Annotated in this window: 21 protein-coding genes and 1 pseudogene; 1 reads left to right on the top strand and 21 read right to left on the bottom strand. The window is 46.9% G+C overall.

Going from position 1 to position 17,143, the window contains the following annotated elements:
• Positions 1 to 24: 24 nt before the first annotated feature.
• The 21 genes from ABLT31_RS12435 to ABLT31_RS12335 all read right to left on the bottom strand — a co-directional run bounded on the left by ABLT31_RS12435 (position 25) and on the right by ABLT31_RS12335 (position 16,182).
• Positions 25 to 843, bottom strand: coding sequence for a TlyA family RNA methyltransferase (locus ABLT31_RS12435; protein WP_367751902.1), 819 nt, complete (start codon positions 841 to 843; stop codon positions 25 to 27).
• Positions 844 to 2,730 carry a 1-deoxy-D-xylulose-5-phosphate synthase gene (gene dxs, locus ABLT31_RS12430; protein WP_367751900.1) on the bottom strand — a complete coding sequence of 629 codons (1,887 nt, stop codon included), beginning with the start codon at positions 2,728 to 2,730 and terminating at the stop codon, positions 844 to 846.
• A gap of 437 nt (positions 2,731 to 3,167) precedes the next feature.
• Complete coding sequence (locus ABLT31_RS12425) at positions 3,168 to 4,064, bottom strand: polyprenyl synthetase family protein (RefSeq protein WP_367751898.1); 897 nt, start codon at positions 4,062 to 4,064, stop codon at positions 3,168 to 3,170.
• Positions 4,061 to 4,309: an exodeoxyribonuclease VII small subunit gene (xseB, locus tag ABLT31_RS12420; protein ID WP_367751896.1), complete on the bottom strand. Its 249-nt coding sequence runs from the start codon at positions 4,307 to 4,309 to the stop codon at positions 4,061 to 4,063. Before xseB ends, ABLT31_RS12425 begins: the two co-directional genes overlap by 4 nt.
• Positions 4,296 to 5,654, bottom strand: a complete 1,359-nt coding sequence (gene xseA / locus ABLT31_RS12415) for an exodeoxyribonuclease VII large subunit (RefSeq protein WP_367751894.1) — start codon at positions 5,652 to 5,654, stop codon at positions 4,296 to 4,298. Before xseA ends, xseB begins: the two co-directional genes overlap by 14 nt.
• 3 nt (positions 5,655 to 5,657) lie before the next feature.
• Positions 5,658 to 6,527, bottom strand: a complete 870-nt coding sequence (gene folD, locus ABLT31_RS12410; protein ID WP_367751892.1) for a bifunctional methylenetetrahydrofolate dehydrogenase/methenyltetrahydrofolate cyclohydrolase FolD — start codon at positions 6,525 to 6,527, stop codon at positions 5,658 to 5,660.
• 95 nt (positions 6,528 to 6,622) lie between these two features.
• Entirely contained in the window at positions 6,623 to 7,591 is a 969-nt protein-coding gene (locus ABLT31_RS12405) for a tRNA (adenosine(37)-N6)-threonylcarbamoyltransferase complex transferase subunit TsaD (RefSeq protein ID WP_367751890.1), read from the bottom strand.
• Positions 7,584 to 8,012, bottom strand: a complete 429-nt coding sequence (gene nusB, locus ABLT31_RS12400; RefSeq protein ID WP_367751888.1) for a transcription antitermination factor NusB — start codon at positions 8,010 to 8,012, stop codon at positions 7,584 to 7,586. The genes ABLT31_RS12405 and nusB overlap by 8 nt, the downstream gene beginning before the upstream one ends.
• A gap of 81 nt (positions 8,013 to 8,093) precedes the next feature.
• Positions 8,094 to 8,312 (bottom strand): DUF2273 domain-containing protein, encoded by a 219-nt coding sequence (locus ABLT31_RS12395; RefSeq protein WP_367751887.1) that lies wholly within the window; start codon positions 8,310 to 8,312, stop codon positions 8,094 to 8,096.
• 14 nt (positions 8,313 to 8,326) lie between these two features.
• Positions 8,327 to 8,890: an alkaline shock response membrane anchor protein AmaP gene (gene amaP / locus ABLT31_RS12390; RefSeq protein WP_367751886.1), complete on the bottom strand. Its 564-nt coding sequence runs from the start codon at positions 8,888 to 8,890 to the stop codon at positions 8,327 to 8,329.
• A gap of 70 nt (positions 8,891 to 8,960) precedes the next feature.
• Complete coding sequence (locus ABLT31_RS12385; protein WP_367752369.1) at positions 8,961 to 9,365, bottom strand: Asp23/Gls24 family envelope stress response protein; 405 nt, start codon at positions 9,363 to 9,365, stop codon at positions 8,961 to 8,963.
• Positions 9,366 to 9,443: 78 nt separating this feature from the next.
• The gene (gene accB / locus ABLT31_RS12380) at positions 9,444 to 9,965 is read right to left on the bottom strand and encodes an acetyl-CoA carboxylase biotin carboxyl carrier protein (protein ID WP_367751885.1); all 522 of its coding nucleotides are present in this window, start codon (positions 9,963 to 9,965) and stop codon (positions 9,444 to 9,446) included.
• A 222-nt stretch (positions 9,966 to 10,187) separates the two neighbouring features.
• The gene (locus tag ABLT31_RS12375) at positions 10,188 to 10,766 is read right to left on the bottom strand and encodes a SpoIIIAH-like family protein (protein WP_367751884.1); all 579 of its coding nucleotides are present in this window, start codon (positions 10,764 to 10,766) and stop codon (positions 10,188 to 10,190) included.
• Positions 10,767 to 10,778: 12 nt separating this feature from the next.
• The gene (gene spoIIIAG, locus ABLT31_RS12370) at positions 10,779 to 11,417 is read right to left on the bottom strand and encodes a stage III sporulation protein AG (RefSeq protein ID WP_367751883.1); all 639 of its coding nucleotides are present in this window, start codon (positions 11,415 to 11,417) and stop codon (positions 10,779 to 10,781) included.
• Between the two features lies 1 nt (position 11,418).
• The gene (gene spoIIIAF, locus ABLT31_RS12365) at positions 11,419 to 12,111 is read right to left on the bottom strand and encodes a stage III sporulation protein AF (protein WP_367752367.1); all 693 of its coding nucleotides are present in this window, start codon (positions 12,109 to 12,111) and stop codon (positions 11,419 to 11,421) included.
• 9 nt (positions 12,112 to 12,120) lie between these two features.
• Entirely contained in the window at positions 12,121 to 13,263 is a 1,143-nt protein-coding gene (spoIIIAE, locus tag ABLT31_RS12360; RefSeq protein ID WP_367751881.1) for a stage III sporulation protein AE, read from the bottom strand.
• A 42-nt stretch (positions 13,264 to 13,305) separates the two neighbouring features.
• Complete coding sequence (spoIIIAD, locus tag ABLT31_RS12355; protein WP_367751879.1) at positions 13,306 to 13,695, bottom strand: stage III sporulation protein AD; 390 nt, start codon at positions 13,693 to 13,695, stop codon at positions 13,306 to 13,308.
• A 15-nt stretch (positions 13,696 to 13,710) separates the two neighbouring features.
• Positions 13,711 to 13,914 carry a stage III sporulation protein AC gene (spoIIIAC, locus tag ABLT31_RS12350; protein WP_367751877.1) on the bottom strand — a complete coding sequence of 68 codons (204 nt, stop codon included), beginning with the start codon at positions 13,912 to 13,914 and terminating at the stop codon, positions 13,711 to 13,713.
• A 12-nt stretch (positions 13,915 to 13,926) separates the two neighbouring features.
• Positions 13,927 to 14,445, bottom strand: a complete 519-nt coding sequence (spoIIIAB, locus tag ABLT31_RS12345) for a stage III sporulation protein SpoIIIAB (protein WP_367751874.1) — start codon at positions 14,443 to 14,445, stop codon at positions 13,927 to 13,929.
• Positions 14,446 to 14,448: 3 nt separating this feature from the next.
• The gene (gene spoIIIAA, locus ABLT31_RS12340) at positions 14,449 to 15,399 is read right to left on the bottom strand and encodes a stage III sporulation protein AA (RefSeq protein ID WP_367751872.1); all 951 of its coding nucleotides are present in this window, start codon (positions 15,397 to 15,399) and stop codon (positions 14,449 to 14,451) included.
• Positions 15,400 to 15,543: 144 nt separating this feature from the next.
• A complete protein-coding gene (locus ABLT31_RS12335) occupies positions 15,544 to 16,182 on the bottom strand; it encodes a CD1247 N-terminal domain-containing protein (RefSeq protein ID WP_367751870.1) in 639 nt (212 codons plus the stop codon).
• A 163-nt stretch (positions 16,183 to 16,345) separates the two neighbouring features.
• Here ABLT31_RS12335 and ABLT31_RS12330 point away from each other — a divergent pair.
• Positions 16,346 to 17,014 (top strand): annotated as a pseudogene (locus tag ABLT31_RS12330) (alpha/beta fold hydrolase); the annotation flags it as partial.
• Positions 17,015 to 17,143: the final 129 nt, after the last annotated feature.

Here is a 17,143-nt window from a genome sequence, read left to right as displayed (position 1 = left end):
AGGACAAGCAGATTTGCTTGTCCTTTAAAAAGAGCTATGGGCCGTCTGGACCAATTTTTGAATATCGGCTTCCGTCACTACAGGTTCTTGCGGATGGTCTTTTCCCATCCAGCGCAAATGCAGAAGAAATTCAATATTTCCTTCCCCACCTGTGATGGGGGAATAGTCCGCCCCACTCACATGGAAACCTAATTCTGAGGCAAATTGAATCATGGTAGTCAGAACTTGTTCATGCGTCTTAGGATCCCGTACAATGCCATTTTTCCCGACCTGTTCCCTTCCCGCTTCAAATTGCGGTTTGACCAATGCTACCACATGACCTCCTGTTTCCAGGAAAGTAGCCAACACCGGCAAAATAATCTTTAAGGAAATAAATGAAACATCAATCGTGGCAAAATTAGGTTTATCCCCTTTCAGCTCACTGGGTTGCAAGTGGCGAAAGTTCGTACGCTCCATCACGATGACGCGGGGATCCGAACGAAGCTTCCAATCCAATTGCCCGTACCCCACATCAATGGCATAAACCTGCCTAGCCCCATTCTGAAGCGAGCAGTCCGTAAACCCTCCTGTCGAAGAACCAATATCAAGTACCACCGCATTCTTCAAGGAAAGATCAAAGGACTGTATGGCTTTCTCCAGCTTTAATCCCCCGCGGCTAACATAGGGATGAAGCTCCCCCTTTACGCGAACTGCTGCGGTTTCCTCCACTTTGGTCCCAGGCTTGTCGCAGCGTTCCTCTTCCACATATACTAACCCTGCCATTATAGCGGCCCGGGCTTTTTCCCTGCTAGCAAATAAGCCCTTCTCCACTAACAAAACGTCAATTCGTTCTTTTTTGCTCATTTATGCTCTCTGCCTTTTCCGGGGCCACAGATTAATCGCCTTTTGGGCTATGCGCTCAGGCGTTAAGCCGATTTCCCTGCGCTGTTCGGATACGCTGCCGTGCTCCACATATTCATCTGGGACCCCCATGATCTCAACAATCATATCATGATAGCCTTCGGCTGCATAAAACTCAAGCACCGCTGATCCAAAGCCGCCTGCGACCGCTCCTTCTTCCACGGTAATGATGTGATAGCCTTCCTTAGCTAAGTGTAAAAGAAGGTCCCGATCCAGCGGCTTCACGAAGCGCGCATCCACCACCATGGGGGCTATGCCTTCTTCCTTCAGAAGAATCGCTGCTTCTTGAGCGAGTTCAAGCGTATTCCCTAGAGCTAGAATAGCCACATGGGAGCCTTCCTCCACAACCATGGATTTACCGATGGGGATCAATTGAAAATCAGCATCCATCGGGACTCCTCGGCCATTTCCCCGCGGATAGCGAAGCGCAATCGGTCCTTTATTATATTGAGTAGCCGTATAGATCATATGCTGGAATTCATTCTCATTGCTTGGCATCATAATGACCATATTAGGCTGGCTGCGCATAAATCCTATGTCGTACAACCCATGATGGGTCTCCCCATCCTCACCGACAAATCCCGCCCGGTCAACAGCAAAAAACACGTTCAGTTTCTGCCTTGCGACATCGTGAACCAGCTGATCATATCCTCGCTGCAGGAACGTCGAATAAATGGCGCAAATCGGTTTAACGCCCTGCGTGGCAAGACCTGCTGCCATGGTGACAGCATGCTGCTCGGCAATTCCCACATCAAAAAATCGGTCTGGAAAGCGATCTGCAAATTTCGTTAGTCCGGAACCTCCAGGCATAGCTGGCGTAATCGCTACGACGTGAGGATCCCGTTCCGCGATTTTAATGACAGTATTCGCAAAAACCGAAGGATAAGAAGGCGGTCCCGGTTTTTTCATCATTTCCCCGGATTCAATCTTGTATGGGCTGACTCCATGCCAGGTATGCGAGTCTGCTTCGGCAGGAGCATACCCTTTTCCTTTTTTCGTCACAACGTGGACCAGTACAGGTCCTTCCGTATGTGCAGCCTGCTTTAAGCACTCCAATAGCTCAGGCAAATTATGGCCATCGATGGGGCCCAGGTAGGTAATACCCAGCTCTTCAAAGAAAATTCCCGAAACGAGCAAGTATTTTAAGCTGTCTTTTACGCGTTCTGCCGTTTTCGCTAACTTGCCGCCAACCGCAGGAATCTTGCGAAGCAAGGACTCTAGTTCTTCCTTTGCTTTACGGTAGTGCGAATCTGTTCTCAGCTTGCCCAAATGGTTATGGAGCGCTCCTACATTGGGAGCAATGGACATCTCATTGTCATTAAGGATGGTAATCAGCTTTTTCTTCTCGTGCCCAATATGGTTCAGCGCCTCTAGAGCCATTCCCCCGGTTAAGGCCCCATCCCCGATGATGGCCACCACTTCATGATTTTCCTTTTTTAAATCACGCGCAATGGCCATCCCCATGGCAGCAGACAAGGAAGTGCTGCTGTGGCCTGTTTCCCAAACATCATGGACGCTCTCGTTTCGCTTGGGAAATCCGGATAAACCTTTGTACTTGCGCAGGGTATCAAAGCGATCAATTCTTCCGGTCAATATCTTGTGAACATAGGATTGATGTCCGACATCCCAGATAAATTTATCTATCGGGCTATTAAAAACATAGTGGAGGGCCAAGGTTAATTCCACTACACCTAAATTCGAAGCTAGATGCCCTCCTGTCTTGGAGAGCTTTTCAATCAAGAACTGTCGAATTTCCTCGGCAAGCTCCTCCATTTCTGAAATCGACAGGTTTTTTAACTTATCTGGGGAGTTGATTTCTCTTAACAGCAAGTTAACTCCTCACTTTCGTGTCATTTATATCTATGATTTCCAATTTTTTCAACTCTAAAAGTTTCTTTAAGTGAACAATACTACTATGTTAACATAAATCGTTCATGGTAGCATCTTTTTTACCTTGAAGAAAAGTTTAAATTCGCTAAGTATTAAAGCGAACTAAACTTTCCTAAAGGCATGAATTCCCTAACTTTACATCAACCCTACGGGTCCGACTACGTCTCCGAAAGGGCTACAATAGAAGCTTTTCATTTACAGAAAAAAGACGTTGCCCCGTGCAGGACAACGCCAAAAGGCTATGTAATATAAACCTCAACATCCCCGCTTCGATGCTGTCACAAACATTGGGCTAGCCCCCGCCAGTGTCTAGGGGGAAGAGCTGATTTATTCTATCCTATACGAACTCAGGTCATCAGGTGCAAAAATTTCGCACGCTATTTGTCCCTTTTTATCATAAATTCGGCCAGAGCCTCTAAAACCTCAGTCCGCACCTTTGCTTCCTGCAAGGCAAGCTTGGCCTCCTGTATTAAGCGCTCAAGCTCTCGCTGGCTTGCCTCTAAGCCAATGAGGGAAGGATAGGTCGATTTGCCCTTTGCAACATCGCTGCCTACAGGCTTTCCTATTTTTGCTTCATCGCCATATACATCAAGAATATCGTCCTGGATCTGGAATGCAAGTCCGATATTTCTGGCGAATACGGTTAAGTGTTCAAGCTGCCCTTCATCTGCTCCGCCTAAACGAGCTCCACTTCTTACGCAAAAGATCAGCAGATCAGCCGTTTTATGATGATGAATATATTGAAGCTCGGACAGCTGCAGTTTTTTGCCTTCTCCCAGCAGGTCGGCCATTTGTCCTCCTACCATGCCTTGAGGGCCGGCAAACTTTGAGAGTTCACAGACGATGGATAAGATGGTAGAAGGATCAACGCTTTTGTCCTGAAGCGAGCACACGGCTCGGAAGGCTTCGGTCAAAAGCCCATCCCCTGCAAGAATGGCTGTGGCCTCCCCAAACTTCTTATGATTGGTCGGTTTACCCCGACGAAAATCATCATTATCCATGGCCGGGAGATCATCGTGGATAAGCGAGTAGGTATGAACCATTTCGACCGCACTGGCAACCGGCAAACCAATGGCTGGGTTATTCCCAAACGCTTCGATCGTAGCCAACAAGAGAATCGGGCGGATTCGTTTTCCGCCGGCATAGAAGGAATATTCCATGGATTCGCATAATGGCAACGGCACTCCATCAGTGGGCAAAAAAGCAGGTAAGGCTTGTTCGATATATTTTTGTTTTTCTAGTAAATATTCTTGAAGGTTAAAAACGGGGTTCACTTGCGATCCTCCTCAAATTCCAGAGGCTTGACAACCATTGCCCCATTTTCCTCTAATAATGTCTCAATTTTTTGCTCAACTTTATCAAGTTTCTGGCTGCATACTTGCGATAAAAGCATTCCTTCCTGGAATAGATCAATTGCTTTTTCCAAAGGCACCTCACCCGCCTCCAGCTTATCCACAATCTCTTCTAAATGCTTAAGGGCCTCTTCAAAGGTTAAAGCCAGCATCTCATTCTTTTCCATGGTTTTTCCTCTCTTCTAGCGCCCAAACTGAGCAATCTAACGTTCCATCCATCAATTCTACCTTCACCCCATCCCCAGGGTCAAGCTGATGAATAGACTTTACTAAATCTCCGTTCTTATAAACCAAAGAATAGCCTCGCCCCATAATCTTTAAGGGGCTTAGGCCATCGAGCCGAGCCATGGTGATTAACAAATGATTTCGCTTGTCGTGTACATTCTGCGAAGTTCGTTTAGCTAAAGCATCCTGCAGTCTTCCCAGCTTTTCCTTATACAGCTGAAGCTGTCTGCTCGGATTATGGAATTGCAGCCTTTGGACCGAACCGCTCATCTCTGCTCTACGGTCCCTTGTAAAGCGATGCATGGAAAGATAAAATCGATCAACCAAGCGATCAAGCCTCTGGTTGGCGTTTTCCGCCTGCTTTTGCGGGTGTCGCAGGAGCAAGGAACGATGGGCTCTCTTCCATCTCTCTTCCGCTTGACTTAACCGGGCTAACAGCTTGCTTTGCAGCTTTTCTTGCAGCCAATGAACACGCTGCCGCAACTCCAGGATATGCGGTACGGCCAATTCAGCCGCCGCCGTCGGAGTTGCAGCGCGAATATCTGCTACAAAGTCAGCTATCGTAAAATCCGTTTCATGACCCACAGCCGAAATCACAGGGATTCGGGATGTGAAAATGCTGCGGGCTACCAATTCCGTATTAAAAGCCCAAAGCTCTTCAATCGATCCGCCACCGCGACCGACGATTAATACGTCCACTTCGTCACTTTGATTCATGAGCCGAATGGCTTGGCTAATAGATGAAGGAGCCTGCTCCCCTTGAACAAGAACGGGAACAAGAATAATTCGAGCCAGCGGATAGCGCCTGCGAATGGTGGTAATGATATCTCTTACAGCTGCACCGGTAGGGCTTGTAACCACCCCGATAGCCTGGGGATAGGCAGGAAGGCCTTTTTTCCTTTCAGGGGCAAACAGGCCTTCTTCTTCGAGCTTGCGCTTTAACTGCTCAAAAGCAAGATAAAGGCTACCGATCCCATCAGGCTGCATTTCCCGAGCAATCAATTGGTACTGTCCCCCGGATTCATAGACGGAAATTGCTCCTCGGACCAAAACCTTCGTCCCGTTTTTCGGTATGAACTTTAAAAACCGATTATTTCCGGCAAACATGACTGCTTTAATAACCGCTTCCTCGTCCTTGATCGTAAAGTACATATGCCCTCGGCTATGGTGGGTAAAGTTCGAAATCTCCCCACGAATCCAGACGTCCTGCAGCTGCCAGTCTCCTTCGATTAGACCTTTTAGGTATCGATTGATTTCCCCGACGGAAAAAATATTTCTATTATCCAAACACTAAGCCTCCTGCATTTCCTTTGTTCTTTTTTTCTTTGCCGCTTCTACCGTATTCTTTAGGAGCATGGTTATCGTCATCGGCCCGACTCCTCCAGGTACGGGGGTGATGAAGCCTGCCTTCTCCTTTACTTCATCAAAACGGACATCCCCGACAAGCTTGCCCCCTTCGATCCGGTTAACCCCGACGTCAATGACTACAGCGCCAGGCGCAACATGCTCGGCTCCAATCATGTGCGGACGGCCAACTGCCACCACGAGGATATCAGCCTGGCGAGTGATCTCCGCTATATTTTCAGTTCTGGAATGGCATATGGAAACTGTCGCATTCTCTTTTAATAAAAGCATAGAAACCGGCTTTCCTACGATATTGCTTCGACCTACAACAACCGCGTGCTTTCCCGCAATCGATGTGCCTGTGCGTTTAATCAGCTCGATAATCCCATGTGGAGTACAAGGAAGGTAACAGTCTGCTCCAATCACCATATTCCCTACGCTAATGGGATGAAATCCATCGACATCCTTTTCAGGGTGAATAGCTTGGATGACAGCTTCTTCTGAAATATGCTTGGGCAGCGGCAACTGTACCAGAATCCCATGGATTTGATCGTTGGCATTTAATTCCTCGATTAGTTGCAAGAGCTCCGCCTCTGTGATGGTGTCCGCTTTTCGAATTTCTAAGGAATAGATGCCCGCTTCCGCACAAGCTTTAGCTTTGGCCTTCACATAAGACTGAGAAGCCGGATCATCACCTACAAGAACTACCGCTAACCCCGGACGTACGCCTTGTTGAATAAGGCCTTCCACTTCCAACCGAATTTCTTCGCGAATATCCTTTGCCACCTGTTTTCCATCGATGATGACTGCTGACATAAATCATAACCCCCTACGATTATTTTTGATAAGTCTAGTTTAGCGTGTAGGAGTTAGCTTGTAAATAAAATATACGAATATAATACAATGAAAAACTATGTAATGTTCGTATTTAGGTAGTGTTTCAACCCAATTCTAGCCACTCCAAAAGCATTATCCCCAGAATATGCAGGATCCGCAAAAAACAACGAACATCCTACCGCAGGATGTTGCAAACGTTCGACTAAGCGAGCCTTGATAAAGCTGTTTGCTGCTACGCCCCCTACAATGAGCACCTCTTTGGGGTGCCCCTGCTCTACCGCATATCGAATGACCTTTTCCAGGCTCTTTGCAATGCAGAGCTCCGTAGCTCTTGCAATGGCTGCCTTGCTGACGGAAGCTTCAGCGATTTGCTTCATAAGCTGGTTCTCCGCACCGGAAAGATGGAAATGGTACCCTTTCGCTGTAGCCGGGACACGAATCGGATCCTCGCAGGTCTCCCTGGCCAGCTGTTCGAGGTAAGGCCCACTTGGAAAAGGAAGACCTAAAGCCACACCCACTCGGTCGACCAACTGTCCTGCATGTAGATCCAATGTTCCCCCGAGCAGTTCAATCCCATACCCCTCTGATGTGCGTTCGCAAAGAAGAAGCTCACTCGTTCCTCCAGACAAATGGAAGGCCAAAAAGCGATCTTGTATCGGACGTTGCTCTGTTGAATATTCTCCTGCTGCAATATGCATTTCCTGATGGCTGGTGGAATACAGAGGAACGCGGAGAAAGGTGGCAATTCCATGAGCCCAACTTTCTCCTACCTTAAAAACAGGCATATAGGATCCCTCAACCGGTCTTGGCCGCACGCTTGCGGCAACCGCGGTGACGCAATAATCGTCCCAGGCCATCTTCCCCGCCAATTCAGGCAGCCTCTGAATATGCTGAAAAACGGCTTCCGATTGCTGAAGGCCCCTCTCACCTGCCTTAACTGTCAGCAGCCTCTTTTCCTCAGCGATGACGCGACCTTCCAGATCGACAAGGCAAAGCGAGGTTCGGTAATTGCTTGTATCCACCCCTAGAATCGCTTTATTCACCTTGTGGAACCTCTTCCGCTACACCCGATTTTTCTTTTACGAGGTTCGCTAGAACGGCATTGACGTATTTTACAGAATCCTCCATGCCAAATGCTCGGGTTAATTCAATGGCTTCATTCACAGATACTTTGTCCGGGATATCGTCCATGTAAAAGATTTCGTAGGCCGCTAATCGAAGGATGGCACGGTCTACAAACCCCAAACGCTCCAAAGACCAATTGCGCAGATACTTTTTGATGGAATCATCCAATTCTTTCTGACGGCTAAGAATACCCGTAACGATGGATTCCAAATAGTTCTTATCTTGCTGATCCATAGGATCATCCGATGTAGCTTTCAAGGCCTCTGCCGTGCTTATCCCTCTCATATCGATCTGGTACAGTACCTGTACCACTTTTTCACGCGCCTCGCGACGTTTCATCTATGATCATCACCTTACCGTAAATAATTTTGTTCTTAGTCTCTCCTAAATCCGAAAAAGAAAAAAGGGCATTTGCCCTTATTAGTACTTGGTAAATTTACCGGGTAGAATGCGATCCAATACTTCCGTAAGACTTTCCCGGTTATCGTACTTTCTCCCAAAGTAAAAGCCGGTTGCCACAAAGACCAACAGAACCAAGGTATTGAGAAAGCCGAGCAGGATATACAAAATTCCTAGAATCAAGCCACTGAGAACGCCCAGCGTTTTCCCCGGATGCTCATTGAAAAACTGCCAAAACATAAAAACCACTCCCCCTATTCCACACGGCTTAATCTGGTGGATGGTTGTTGGGCTACTTCGGTAATTTTCACATCAACTTGCTTAATCACCATCCCAATGATCGACTCAACCTGTTCCTTAACTCCTTTTTGAATCTCCTCTACAATCGTCGGAACGGGTGTTTCGCCATCAACCGATGCTTTCATGAGGATGGAGGTGCCTGTATCATCAGACCTTATCACGCTTTTCACTTCCCGAACTCCACGGACACGGCGGGCTGCCTTGAGCGCTACGCTTTCGATGGTGTTTACCGTGATGCTTACGTGGCCTATCTCCGTACGCTGGGATATCGCTTCCGTTCGGGAACGATCCTTTACTCTCCGGAAGCCTTGAAGCAAAAACTTCAAGCTAATCAAGAAGAAAAGAACAGCAACGCCCAGGTAGGCATATCTCATATTCTCCGCTTCATAAATGGATAATATATTGGATTGAACGATCTCATAGGGAATGAGATTTAAAGCGGCAGCAATAACGATGATGGATAATATCGTAAGAGCAAGGCTATAAAGGGACAAGATCAACCGATCAAATAAATTCAACGCAGAAATCCCTCCTCAAATCGTGATGAGCAATAGATAAGACCCCTCGACAAAGGGGTCTGTCCGTCACTTATCTTACGCGATGCAGAGGCTCTTCAACCTCCACTTTCTTTTCCGTCTTAAATTCTACATCCACAATATGAACATTCACTTCTACAACTTTAAGCCCTGTCATGTTCTCGATGCCCTGGCGCACATTTTCCTGGATATTGCGAGCAACCTCAGGAATCTTGTACCCATATTTTACAATAAGGTATACATCAACGGCTGCTTCCTTCTTGCCTACTTCTACTTTGACACCCTTCGCTAGGTTCTTTCTTCCTAAACGCTCGGCAATGTCACCAACGAATCCCCCGCTCATATGAGCGACCCCTTCTACTTCTGCTGCCGCAAGGCCTGTAATGACTTCAATTACCTCAGGAGCTATTTCGATCTTGCCCAATTCCGTTTTTTCAAAATCTGCGATCATCTCCATCACTGAAGCACCTCCTACTAAATTATAACAATTCAGTCCATTTTTTACAACGCCAGGACCTATTGCAATCCCTTAATCTCACTTGGTTTTCACTAGGAAAAGAGGCTGCCCGTATTCCACCAGCTGTCCATCGGCGGCAAGAATTTTTACAATTTCGCCCGAGATTTCCGCTTCAATCTCATTAAACAGTTTCATCGCTTCCACGATACAAACGATGCTGTCGGCATTAACCTTATCTCCGACCTTGACATAGGAAGGGGCGTTCGGTTCCGGCCTTGAATAAAAGGTCCCAACCATCGGGGAAACGATTTTTTCAAGCGTGTCCTCTGCCGCTATCGGTTGCTCCTCAGCTTGGGTTGACTTGACCGGAACCTCCGGCTGAGGGACTTTCTCGACGGGAGCCGCCGTTTGCGTTGATACGACCTGAACAGGTGCCGGCAAGATTTTCGCAACTGCCGGCTTCTCAGCCGCTGGCACGGCTGTTACTTTTGCTCCCTTCTTGACGCTGATCCGCAAGCCTTCATTCTCCAGCTCAAATTCCTGAACGCTGGATTGGTCCAGCAGCTTAATAATCTCCCTGATTTCATGCATTTTCAACATCTCACAGCACTCCTCATTTAACTTAAAACCTGTAGCATAATCTAAATATCCCATATTATATCATATTCTTCCTTCAAAGCCACAATCTGCCCGCCAGAAAACTTGACAAGAAGACCTGTAGGCTTTCCTCGTACTCCAACTCGTGTAACGGAGTTACAATTCTCTGACAGTGCAGGACAAAAAAGAAGGAGTCCCGCGTTCGGGCTCTCCTTCACATTCAGCTTAAGGCTTATAAGTTACGATGATATTTTTAGAAGGAACTTCCATATGCTGGGTTACCAGCTTCATAATTTCAACCGCATTTTGCCTTTCCAGCTTTTCAGCTTGAACAATGACATTTACTCGGTTATCTTTCGAAATAATGACCGCTTCTTCATATCCCAAAGCTTTTATTAAGCTCTCCACGGTCATTTCCGTGTCTTGTTGGGTTACAAGCTTGTCATAATCTGACTTTGCCTGAGTCACAGCCTTTTCGTCTTCTGCATTCGTCATAATGGATAGGTATTCTTCCATTCTTTGCGCTTGCAGTTCATCCCGGTCCATCTTCGTCTCGATAAAATAATCCGAGGCACTGCCAGGAATCACCTGAGCAACATCCTGCTCTTGTCCTTGTTCTTTCCCTTGCTCTTGCATATCCACCTGTTTGCTATCCACTTGCAAGTCTTTCGCCATCTCTTGCATAGAAGGATTTGAGGCTACAGGAACTTGTTCAATCGGTCCTTGGAGCAAATAATAGGCAGATAAAACAACCATAATGGTTAGCATGGAAAGCAGCCAAACCGTCTGTTTTTTTAGTACCATTCTAGTACCTCCCTACCCTTTTTTAGGTAAAATTGATATTTTATGCGGTTCCACATGAAGAGCTTTTTGTATCGCATCGGTAATGAATGCCTTCACCTTCACGCTTTCCGCTCCTTTCGCTACGACCAGCACTCCGCGGACTCGCGGCTTTAGGGTTTTGATGACGATAGGCTGGTCTCCTTGTTCACCTTTAACTAGAACCACCCTTTCATCGCGGGAGGAGTCGGTGATGTCTCTAGTGGCCTTCTCTTTATCTACTTCTTTTGTCTGGGAATTCCTTACGTTGACATCCTTCTCAACCACGACTTCCTCACTGGAGTCCAAATTCACCATGACGGAAACCTCCCCTACCCCGATTACTTCCTCCAAGATCCCCTTCAATTGGCTTTCATAAAGCTCTTCGTAATCAGCAATAGATAAGTCACCTGATTTCACCTTGCTGGAGAATACAGCTTGTTCATTTGAGGGCGGGGCGGGTTCCTGGGGAGGCTCTGCTACCCTCTTGACCGTATCGAATGAGGAAAACATCATGACGGCTGCCCCGATTCCTCCCAGTACGATTAGTTTTTGAAACGTGCTGACGCGTTTTCCTCCCTCCTCTCCATGACTCCATTTCTCCTTCAATTTGGAAAACCATCCGTTTTTACTCATCTTATCCCTCCTCATGTTTCCCTTCTACTTTTGCTGTAACTTGACTGCGGTCAATACTCCAAGTGTTTGCGATATCGCCTTCAATATCTGTTAGCAGCTTCCGCTCGGCAGCAGAAAGCTCAGGAGAGGTAGAGACAGTCGATGCATTTCCAGAAGTTTCCCCGTTTACACTAATTGTCACCGGCTCGATGGGCTGGATTTTCAGATTTCCCCCATCCTCTGGCCTGGTGGCTTGTATATCTTTGTCCAATACTAATTGTACGGAGGAAATGACAGGATATTCCTGTTCTTTATTCTTTTCTTTCCCGAAGTTAACCTGGACGCTGCTGACACGGACCCCATAGTCTTCCTCGACCTTAGCTCGAATCAAGTCCTGGAGCTGGATTTGGACAAACTCCTGGGTATCCTGTTCACTTTGCTGCATCAACCGCTCACTGTATTGCTTCATCTGCTCCCACTCATTCTGAGTAGCCCCGCTATTCAACTTCATGATGCGCATGGCAATTTTTTCAGCCGTCAGATCCTTTTTAAGGATCTCCAGGATCGGTGAAATAATCGTAAGAAGAATCAAGAGTCCCATAACCATTCGGACATATCGCTGCATTCCCGAGTTAGGAAGGAGCATGTCCAAGAAAGTCGCAATCAAAACAACCAAAATAATTTTCTGAAGCCATAAACTAAGCGCTTCTATCATCGGTTTCACCTACCGGACCATTATAGATAGATTAGCTGCTGAAATAATAATCGTAATTGCTAGAAAAAACATAAGGCAGACAGTCGCTAAAGCCGCGAACACAAACATAAGATTTTTCCCTATCGTCGAAAGACAGCTGATGATAGGACTGCTCCCGAGCGGCTGCAAGATAGCGGATGAGAAATTATAAACCAGGGCCAGGGCAAAAATTTTGATGGCCGGAAAGGCGCAAAGCAAAATGAGGATGAAGACTCCTGCAACCCCGACTGCATTTTTGACCAATAGGGACGCTCCCAGTACGGTATCCGTAGCATCGGCAAACATCCTCCCGACAACAGGCACGAAGTTGCTTGTTACGTATTTAGCCGTACGCACGGTAATCCCATCCGCGACGGCGCTTGTAGCTCCCTGTACCGATATAATGCCTAAAAAGATAGTCAAAAAGACCCCTAACAGACCCAGACTTACATTGCGCAGCAGGTTTGCGAGCTGAGTCACCTTATACTTGTCCGATAAGGAACTCACAATACTCAGCACAGCTGACAGGAATAAGAGCGGAAAGATAATCGTAGAAATCACGGTGCCGCTTACGTTAACCATAAAAATAATTAAAGGATGAAACATCGCCACGGATGCCAGGTTTCCCATGGCTGCCAGCAAGGCCAGGACAAGCGGCATCAGCGCGAGCATAAAGCTGACCATGTCTCCGATGGCTTCCTGTGCATAGCCGATGGCGATACGGAAGCTATTGATCGCGAGAATGATAAGCACCAGATACGAGATCGCATACGCTGTTTTGCTGACTGCATTGTTCTCGAAAGCACTTTGCATGGTTTCCAGAATCATAGCAAAGACGGTAATGATAATGATCATTCCGAGAAGCTTGCCGTTGATCAGGAGCTCATGCAAAAAATATTTCAGGATTCCGGACAGGGCTTGCGTAATCGAAAATTCATCCCCTTGGCTCATGATGAGCGAAACAATGCCGGGATGCTCGCTGCCGGGCAGATACCCCTTGTAATCGGCCATCAAATCTTTCCAAAACTCTTCCACTTGGCTTAGATCCAACCGCTCCACTTGGGACGAAATGACCGATTCTTGAACATTGGCATGGCTCCATTCGGCTGAGAAGGTTAGGAGGATGAAGGTCATGAAAACGAGTCGGAAATATAGCTCCATGGTTTTATCATTCCTTTATGTTGGAAATAGGCTGATGACCGTTTCAATGATGACCGTAATGATAGGAACGGCCATCACAAGAATCAGCACCTTCCCTGCCAATTCAATTTTGGAAGCAATTGCTCCTTGCCCGGCGTCCCGCGTAATCTGCGCGCCAAATTCAGCAATATAGGCAATTCCGATAATTTTTAAAATCGTTTCCAGATAAATCATATTTAAGTTCGCTTGAACCGCCATCCGTTCAAGAATTCGGATAACCTCCGATATTTTGCCAATCAGGAACAAAAAGATAATAATCCCTGTAACCAGGGCAATCATGAAGGCAAACATCGGTTTCTGCTCTTTGACAATCAGCGTCAGAACGGTGGCGACTAAACCTAGCCCGACGATTTGGATAATATCCACGGTTTCTCCTCCCTTCTATTTGAATAGGAAGACGCGTTTAATTTCCTGAAAGAGGTCATGAACGTAAGTCGCGACCATATAAAGGACAACAACAACCCCGACAAGGGTTATCCAGTCGGCCCAATCCCCTTTTCCCGCCTGCTTTAAAATGGTGTGAATCATGGCTACAACAATACCTATACCGGCAATTTGGAAAATATCGTTAATATCATACGGCATCCTTCCCACCCCTTAATACATTAAGATTACGGCCAATATTCCGCTTAGAACGCCTAAGCTTTTGAACATTTTTTCATACTTCTGCTGCTCGCTTCGGGCCTCTTCTTCCTCCTTTTGCAGATTCATGACCGCTAGCCGGATGTGCTTCTGTTGATCCAACTTATCGCTTTTGCCCAAAACCTTTCCCAAATGGAGGAGGATTTCTTTTTCCGCTTGGCGCATGGTGGTTTTGGGCCATATTTTTTCGATCCCCATCTCCCAGCAATCCATGGTAGATAGTCCGTCATACTGAAACAGGTAATTAGCCGTTTGCTTGAAAATGTTCCCAATCTCCCCTGCTACCCTGCGCCCCACATGCTCCAGGGCGACCGGAAGGGTGGTCGAACCGTAACAGATTTCCGTCTCCAGCAATTGCAAGGCCACACTGAGACGCCGAATTTCCTTCGGGCGATGGGCATACATCTTAGCGGCCTGAAACCCAATCATTGTCGCGGAAAATAGGATAATGCTTGCACCGATTAGCTTCAGCAAGGCTTATGTCACCCCGCTCAACAGTTCAAATTTTTCGTTATAGATGCGTTCGATTGTCCCAACCCCCCTAGACCTTCCCAGGAAAACGTACCGTTGAAATACGCCTTGTCCAATAAGCCGGCTGATCGTCGGGCGGCGGTTAATATCTGTAAGACTGGCGCCATGAACCGAGGTAATGACAGTAACGCCGGCATTTAATGCTTCCTGGATCGCCACCGCATCCTCAGGGCGTCCAATCTCATCGGCAATGATGATGTCCGGTGACATGGACCGGATAAGCATCATGATTCCTTCGGCCTTCGGACAAGCATCTAAAATGTCCGTTCGAGGTCCGACATCCTTTTGCGGGATTCCGCCAACCGATCCGGCCAATTCTGACCGTTCATCTATAATGGAGACCTTTTTGCCTGACATATGCGGATTTCCGTAACTGAAGACACGGGCGAGATCGCGCAAAATGGTCGTTTTTCCACATTGCGGCGGAGACACTATAAGCGTATTTCGCACGAGCTGTTCTTCTGTCAGATAAGGGATAAGCGGTAGAGCTACTCCTTTTTTTTCACGGGCAATCCGTACATTAAGCCCTGAAATGTCCCGGATCGTCCTTACTTCCCCTTTCTCGACTAAAGCCTTCCCGACAATGCCGATGCGATGTCCTCCCGTTACCGTGACATAGCCTCTTTTCAGTTCTTCTTCCAGAGCGTAGATGGAGTGTTGGCTAATCAGGTTAACCATCTTATCCAATTGCTCTGCCAAAACCCTCCAGCCTTTCGCATGATGGTGGGTCAAGGCCCCATCTGGGCTTAGGAAACGGGAAACTTGTCCATAAATAAACTCAACCGGCTGTTCTTTGCGTATTCGAATTTCTTCCAATGAAGATAGAACTTCTTGCGGCAGCCTGCGGCATAGCTCTCTTAATTCCTTAGGCATCATTGACATCAAATACGGGTCCATTATCATCACTCCTAGTGCAAATCCTCCATGGGGAACCGACAAGTTTGTCCTATTTATTCCTCATCTTATGCAGGAGTGACCAGGAAATATGTTATGGCAGCATAAAAAAAACACCTCAATATGAGGTGCCTTTCCTTTGTCAGCCTATGCTTCGTCAATCACATAATTCTCAAACTCGTCTGTTCCCTCAATGTCATCATTCACGAGAATAACCTCATGACATTCCGGACAGAGTACTTCCGCAACCATATCGTCTTCAAAGATGTCTTGGTCTACACTGACCAGCTCCTGGCAGTTTGGACATTCCACATCAAAATATCCGACGTCGTCGTCATCGTACCCGCTTGCCTCATCTAGCTCATCGTAGACACCGTCTACATAGACCACATCATCATCGTCTTCATCGTCAAAATAGATGATATCGTCATCATCCTCATCGTCAAGCTCATATTCATATTCATCATCTTCCATATCTAGCCACTCATCGTCATCTTCATCGTCAAACAAGAAATCCTCTACATCAGACAGGAAGTCTTCCACATCATCTAGATCCTCATCAATCGCTTCTACATACTCTTCAACATCAGCCAAGTCTTCATCAATCGCTTCGATATATTCGTCTTGTTCATCCATACGATTTTGCAAGGTTGACATTGTCATGACCATTTCTTCGATTACATCCATCAATTCAATAATAATGCGACCTTCTTTTGTTTCGGTCGTCATCCCTAACCCATCTGCCATGCCTTGCAAGTACGCTAAACGATTGTGCAATTGATCCATTTGAGTCATCCTCCTTCATTTCCCGCTCCAGGACTTGTGAATTAATGCCTACTAGAAGAACCCCAACCAGCTTTTCTCTGGGGGTCTTTTCTAGTATGTCTTAGTTCAAAAAGATTTACACTAAAGTCACACCAATACCGAGCATTGGAAAGGAGGCTTAAGGATGCCGCATGCTCTGATCAATCGTGTTCCCATCTATTTTGAGCAGTCCGGTCGCGGTCATGACCACATTGTATTTATCCACGGCATGGGTTTATCGCATACCAACTGGCTCGAGCAAGTGTCTTGTCTCCAAAATCGAGCCCGCATCTTAACATATGACCTGAGGGGACACGGACGCAGCGGGATCTCCTCGCGCCCAACGGATCCCAAAGATTACATTAAGGAACTGGCAGAGGATCTTAAAGGGTTGCTGGATCATTTAGATATACAAAAGACGTTCCTTGTCGGTTATTCAACGGGTTCGATTATAGCCTTGCAGTTTTTAGACCAGTTTCCGGGAACAGCCTGGGGGGCAGCGCTTGTAGGGGCTTTTCCTAAGGTGTCTAATGTATTTCTTTATTCCAAGCTGATTGGCAGCTTTTGCCTAGGCAAAGTCCATATGAAGGATTGGCTTTCTAAGCAGGTTGCTCGCGCAAATGGAGCTACTGAGGAACACATTCAGCTTTTTGAGCATGAAGCCAAAAAAGCTAGGCTAAAGGAAACAGACTTAATGATCAAGGGATCCCTCGCCTTTGATATCCGGCAACGGCTGAAGCTCATTGATACCCCGACCTTGCTTGTCTACGGCGGAAATGAACGGCACATGATGAAATACCGCCACCAGCTTCTCCATGATTTGCCCCAAGGAGAAGTTTGTCTCATACCCAAGATTAATCACGCCTGTCCTACCAAGGGCAAAGAGTTGTTCAACTGGCTTCTAATGGACTTTATTTCCGCACACAGCCCCCTTGGGGAGGGC

The sequence above is a fragment of the Ammoniphilus soli genome, from assembly GCF_040813775.1.
This window is presented reverse-complemented; position numbering and strand designations above follow the sequence as displayed.

Bases quoted from the DNA above. Each gene is read 5' to 3' on its own strand.
- ABLT31_RS12435 (WP_367751902.1), bottom strand. From the start codon at position 843: ATGAGCAAAAAAGAACGAATTGACGTTTTGTTAGTGGAGAAGGGCTTA.
- ABLT31_RS12335 (WP_367751870.1), bottom strand. From the start codon at position 16,182: ATGGATCAATTGCACAATCGTTTAGCGTACTTGCAAGGCATGGCAGAT.
- ABLT31_RS12385 (WP_367752369.1), bottom strand. From the start codon at position 9,365: ATGGAGATGATCGCAGATTTTGAAAAAACGGAATTGGGCAAGATCGAA.
- spoIIIAC (WP_367751877.1), bottom strand. From the start codon at position 13,914: ATGCCGTATGATATTAACGATATTTTCCAAATTGCCGGTATAGGTATT.
- folD (WP_367751892.1), bottom strand. From the start codon at position 6,527: ATGTCAGCAGTCATCATCGATGGAAAACAGGTGGCAAAGGATATTCGC.
- spoIIIAG (WP_367751883.1), bottom strand. From the start codon at position 11,417: ATGAGTAAAAACGGATGGTTTTCCAAATTGAAGGAGAAATGGAGTCAT.
- xseB (WP_367751896.1), bottom strand. From the start codon at position 4,309: ATGGAAAAGAATGAGATGCTGGCTTTAACCTTTGAAGAGGCCCTTAAG.
- nusB (WP_367751888.1), bottom strand. From the start codon at position 8,012: ATGAAACGTCGCGAGGCGCGTGAAAAAGTGGTACAGGTACTGTACCAG.
- ABLT31_RS12375 (WP_367751884.1), bottom strand. From the start codon at position 10,766: ATGGTACTAAAAAAACAGACGGTTTGGCTGCTTTCCATGCTAACCATT.
- spoIIIAA (WP_367751872.1), bottom strand. From the start codon at position 15,399: ATGGACCCGTATTTGATGTCAATGATGCCTAAGGAATTAAGAGAGCTA.
- spoIIIAE (WP_367751881.1), bottom strand. From the start codon at position 13,263: ATGACCTTCATCCTCCTAACCTTCTCAGCCGAATGGAGCCATGCCAAT.
- ABLT31_RS12395 (WP_367751887.1), bottom strand. From the start codon at position 8,312: ATGTTTTGGCAGTTTTTCAATGAGCATCCGGGGAAAACGCTGGGCGTT.
- accB (WP_367751885.1), bottom strand. From the start codon at position 9,965: ATGTTGAAAATGCATGAAATCAGGGAGATTATTAAGCTGCTGGACCAA.
- spoIIIAF (WP_367752367.1), bottom strand. From the start codon at position 12,111: ATGATAGAAGCGCTTAGTTTATGGCTTCAGAAAATTATTTTGGTTGTT.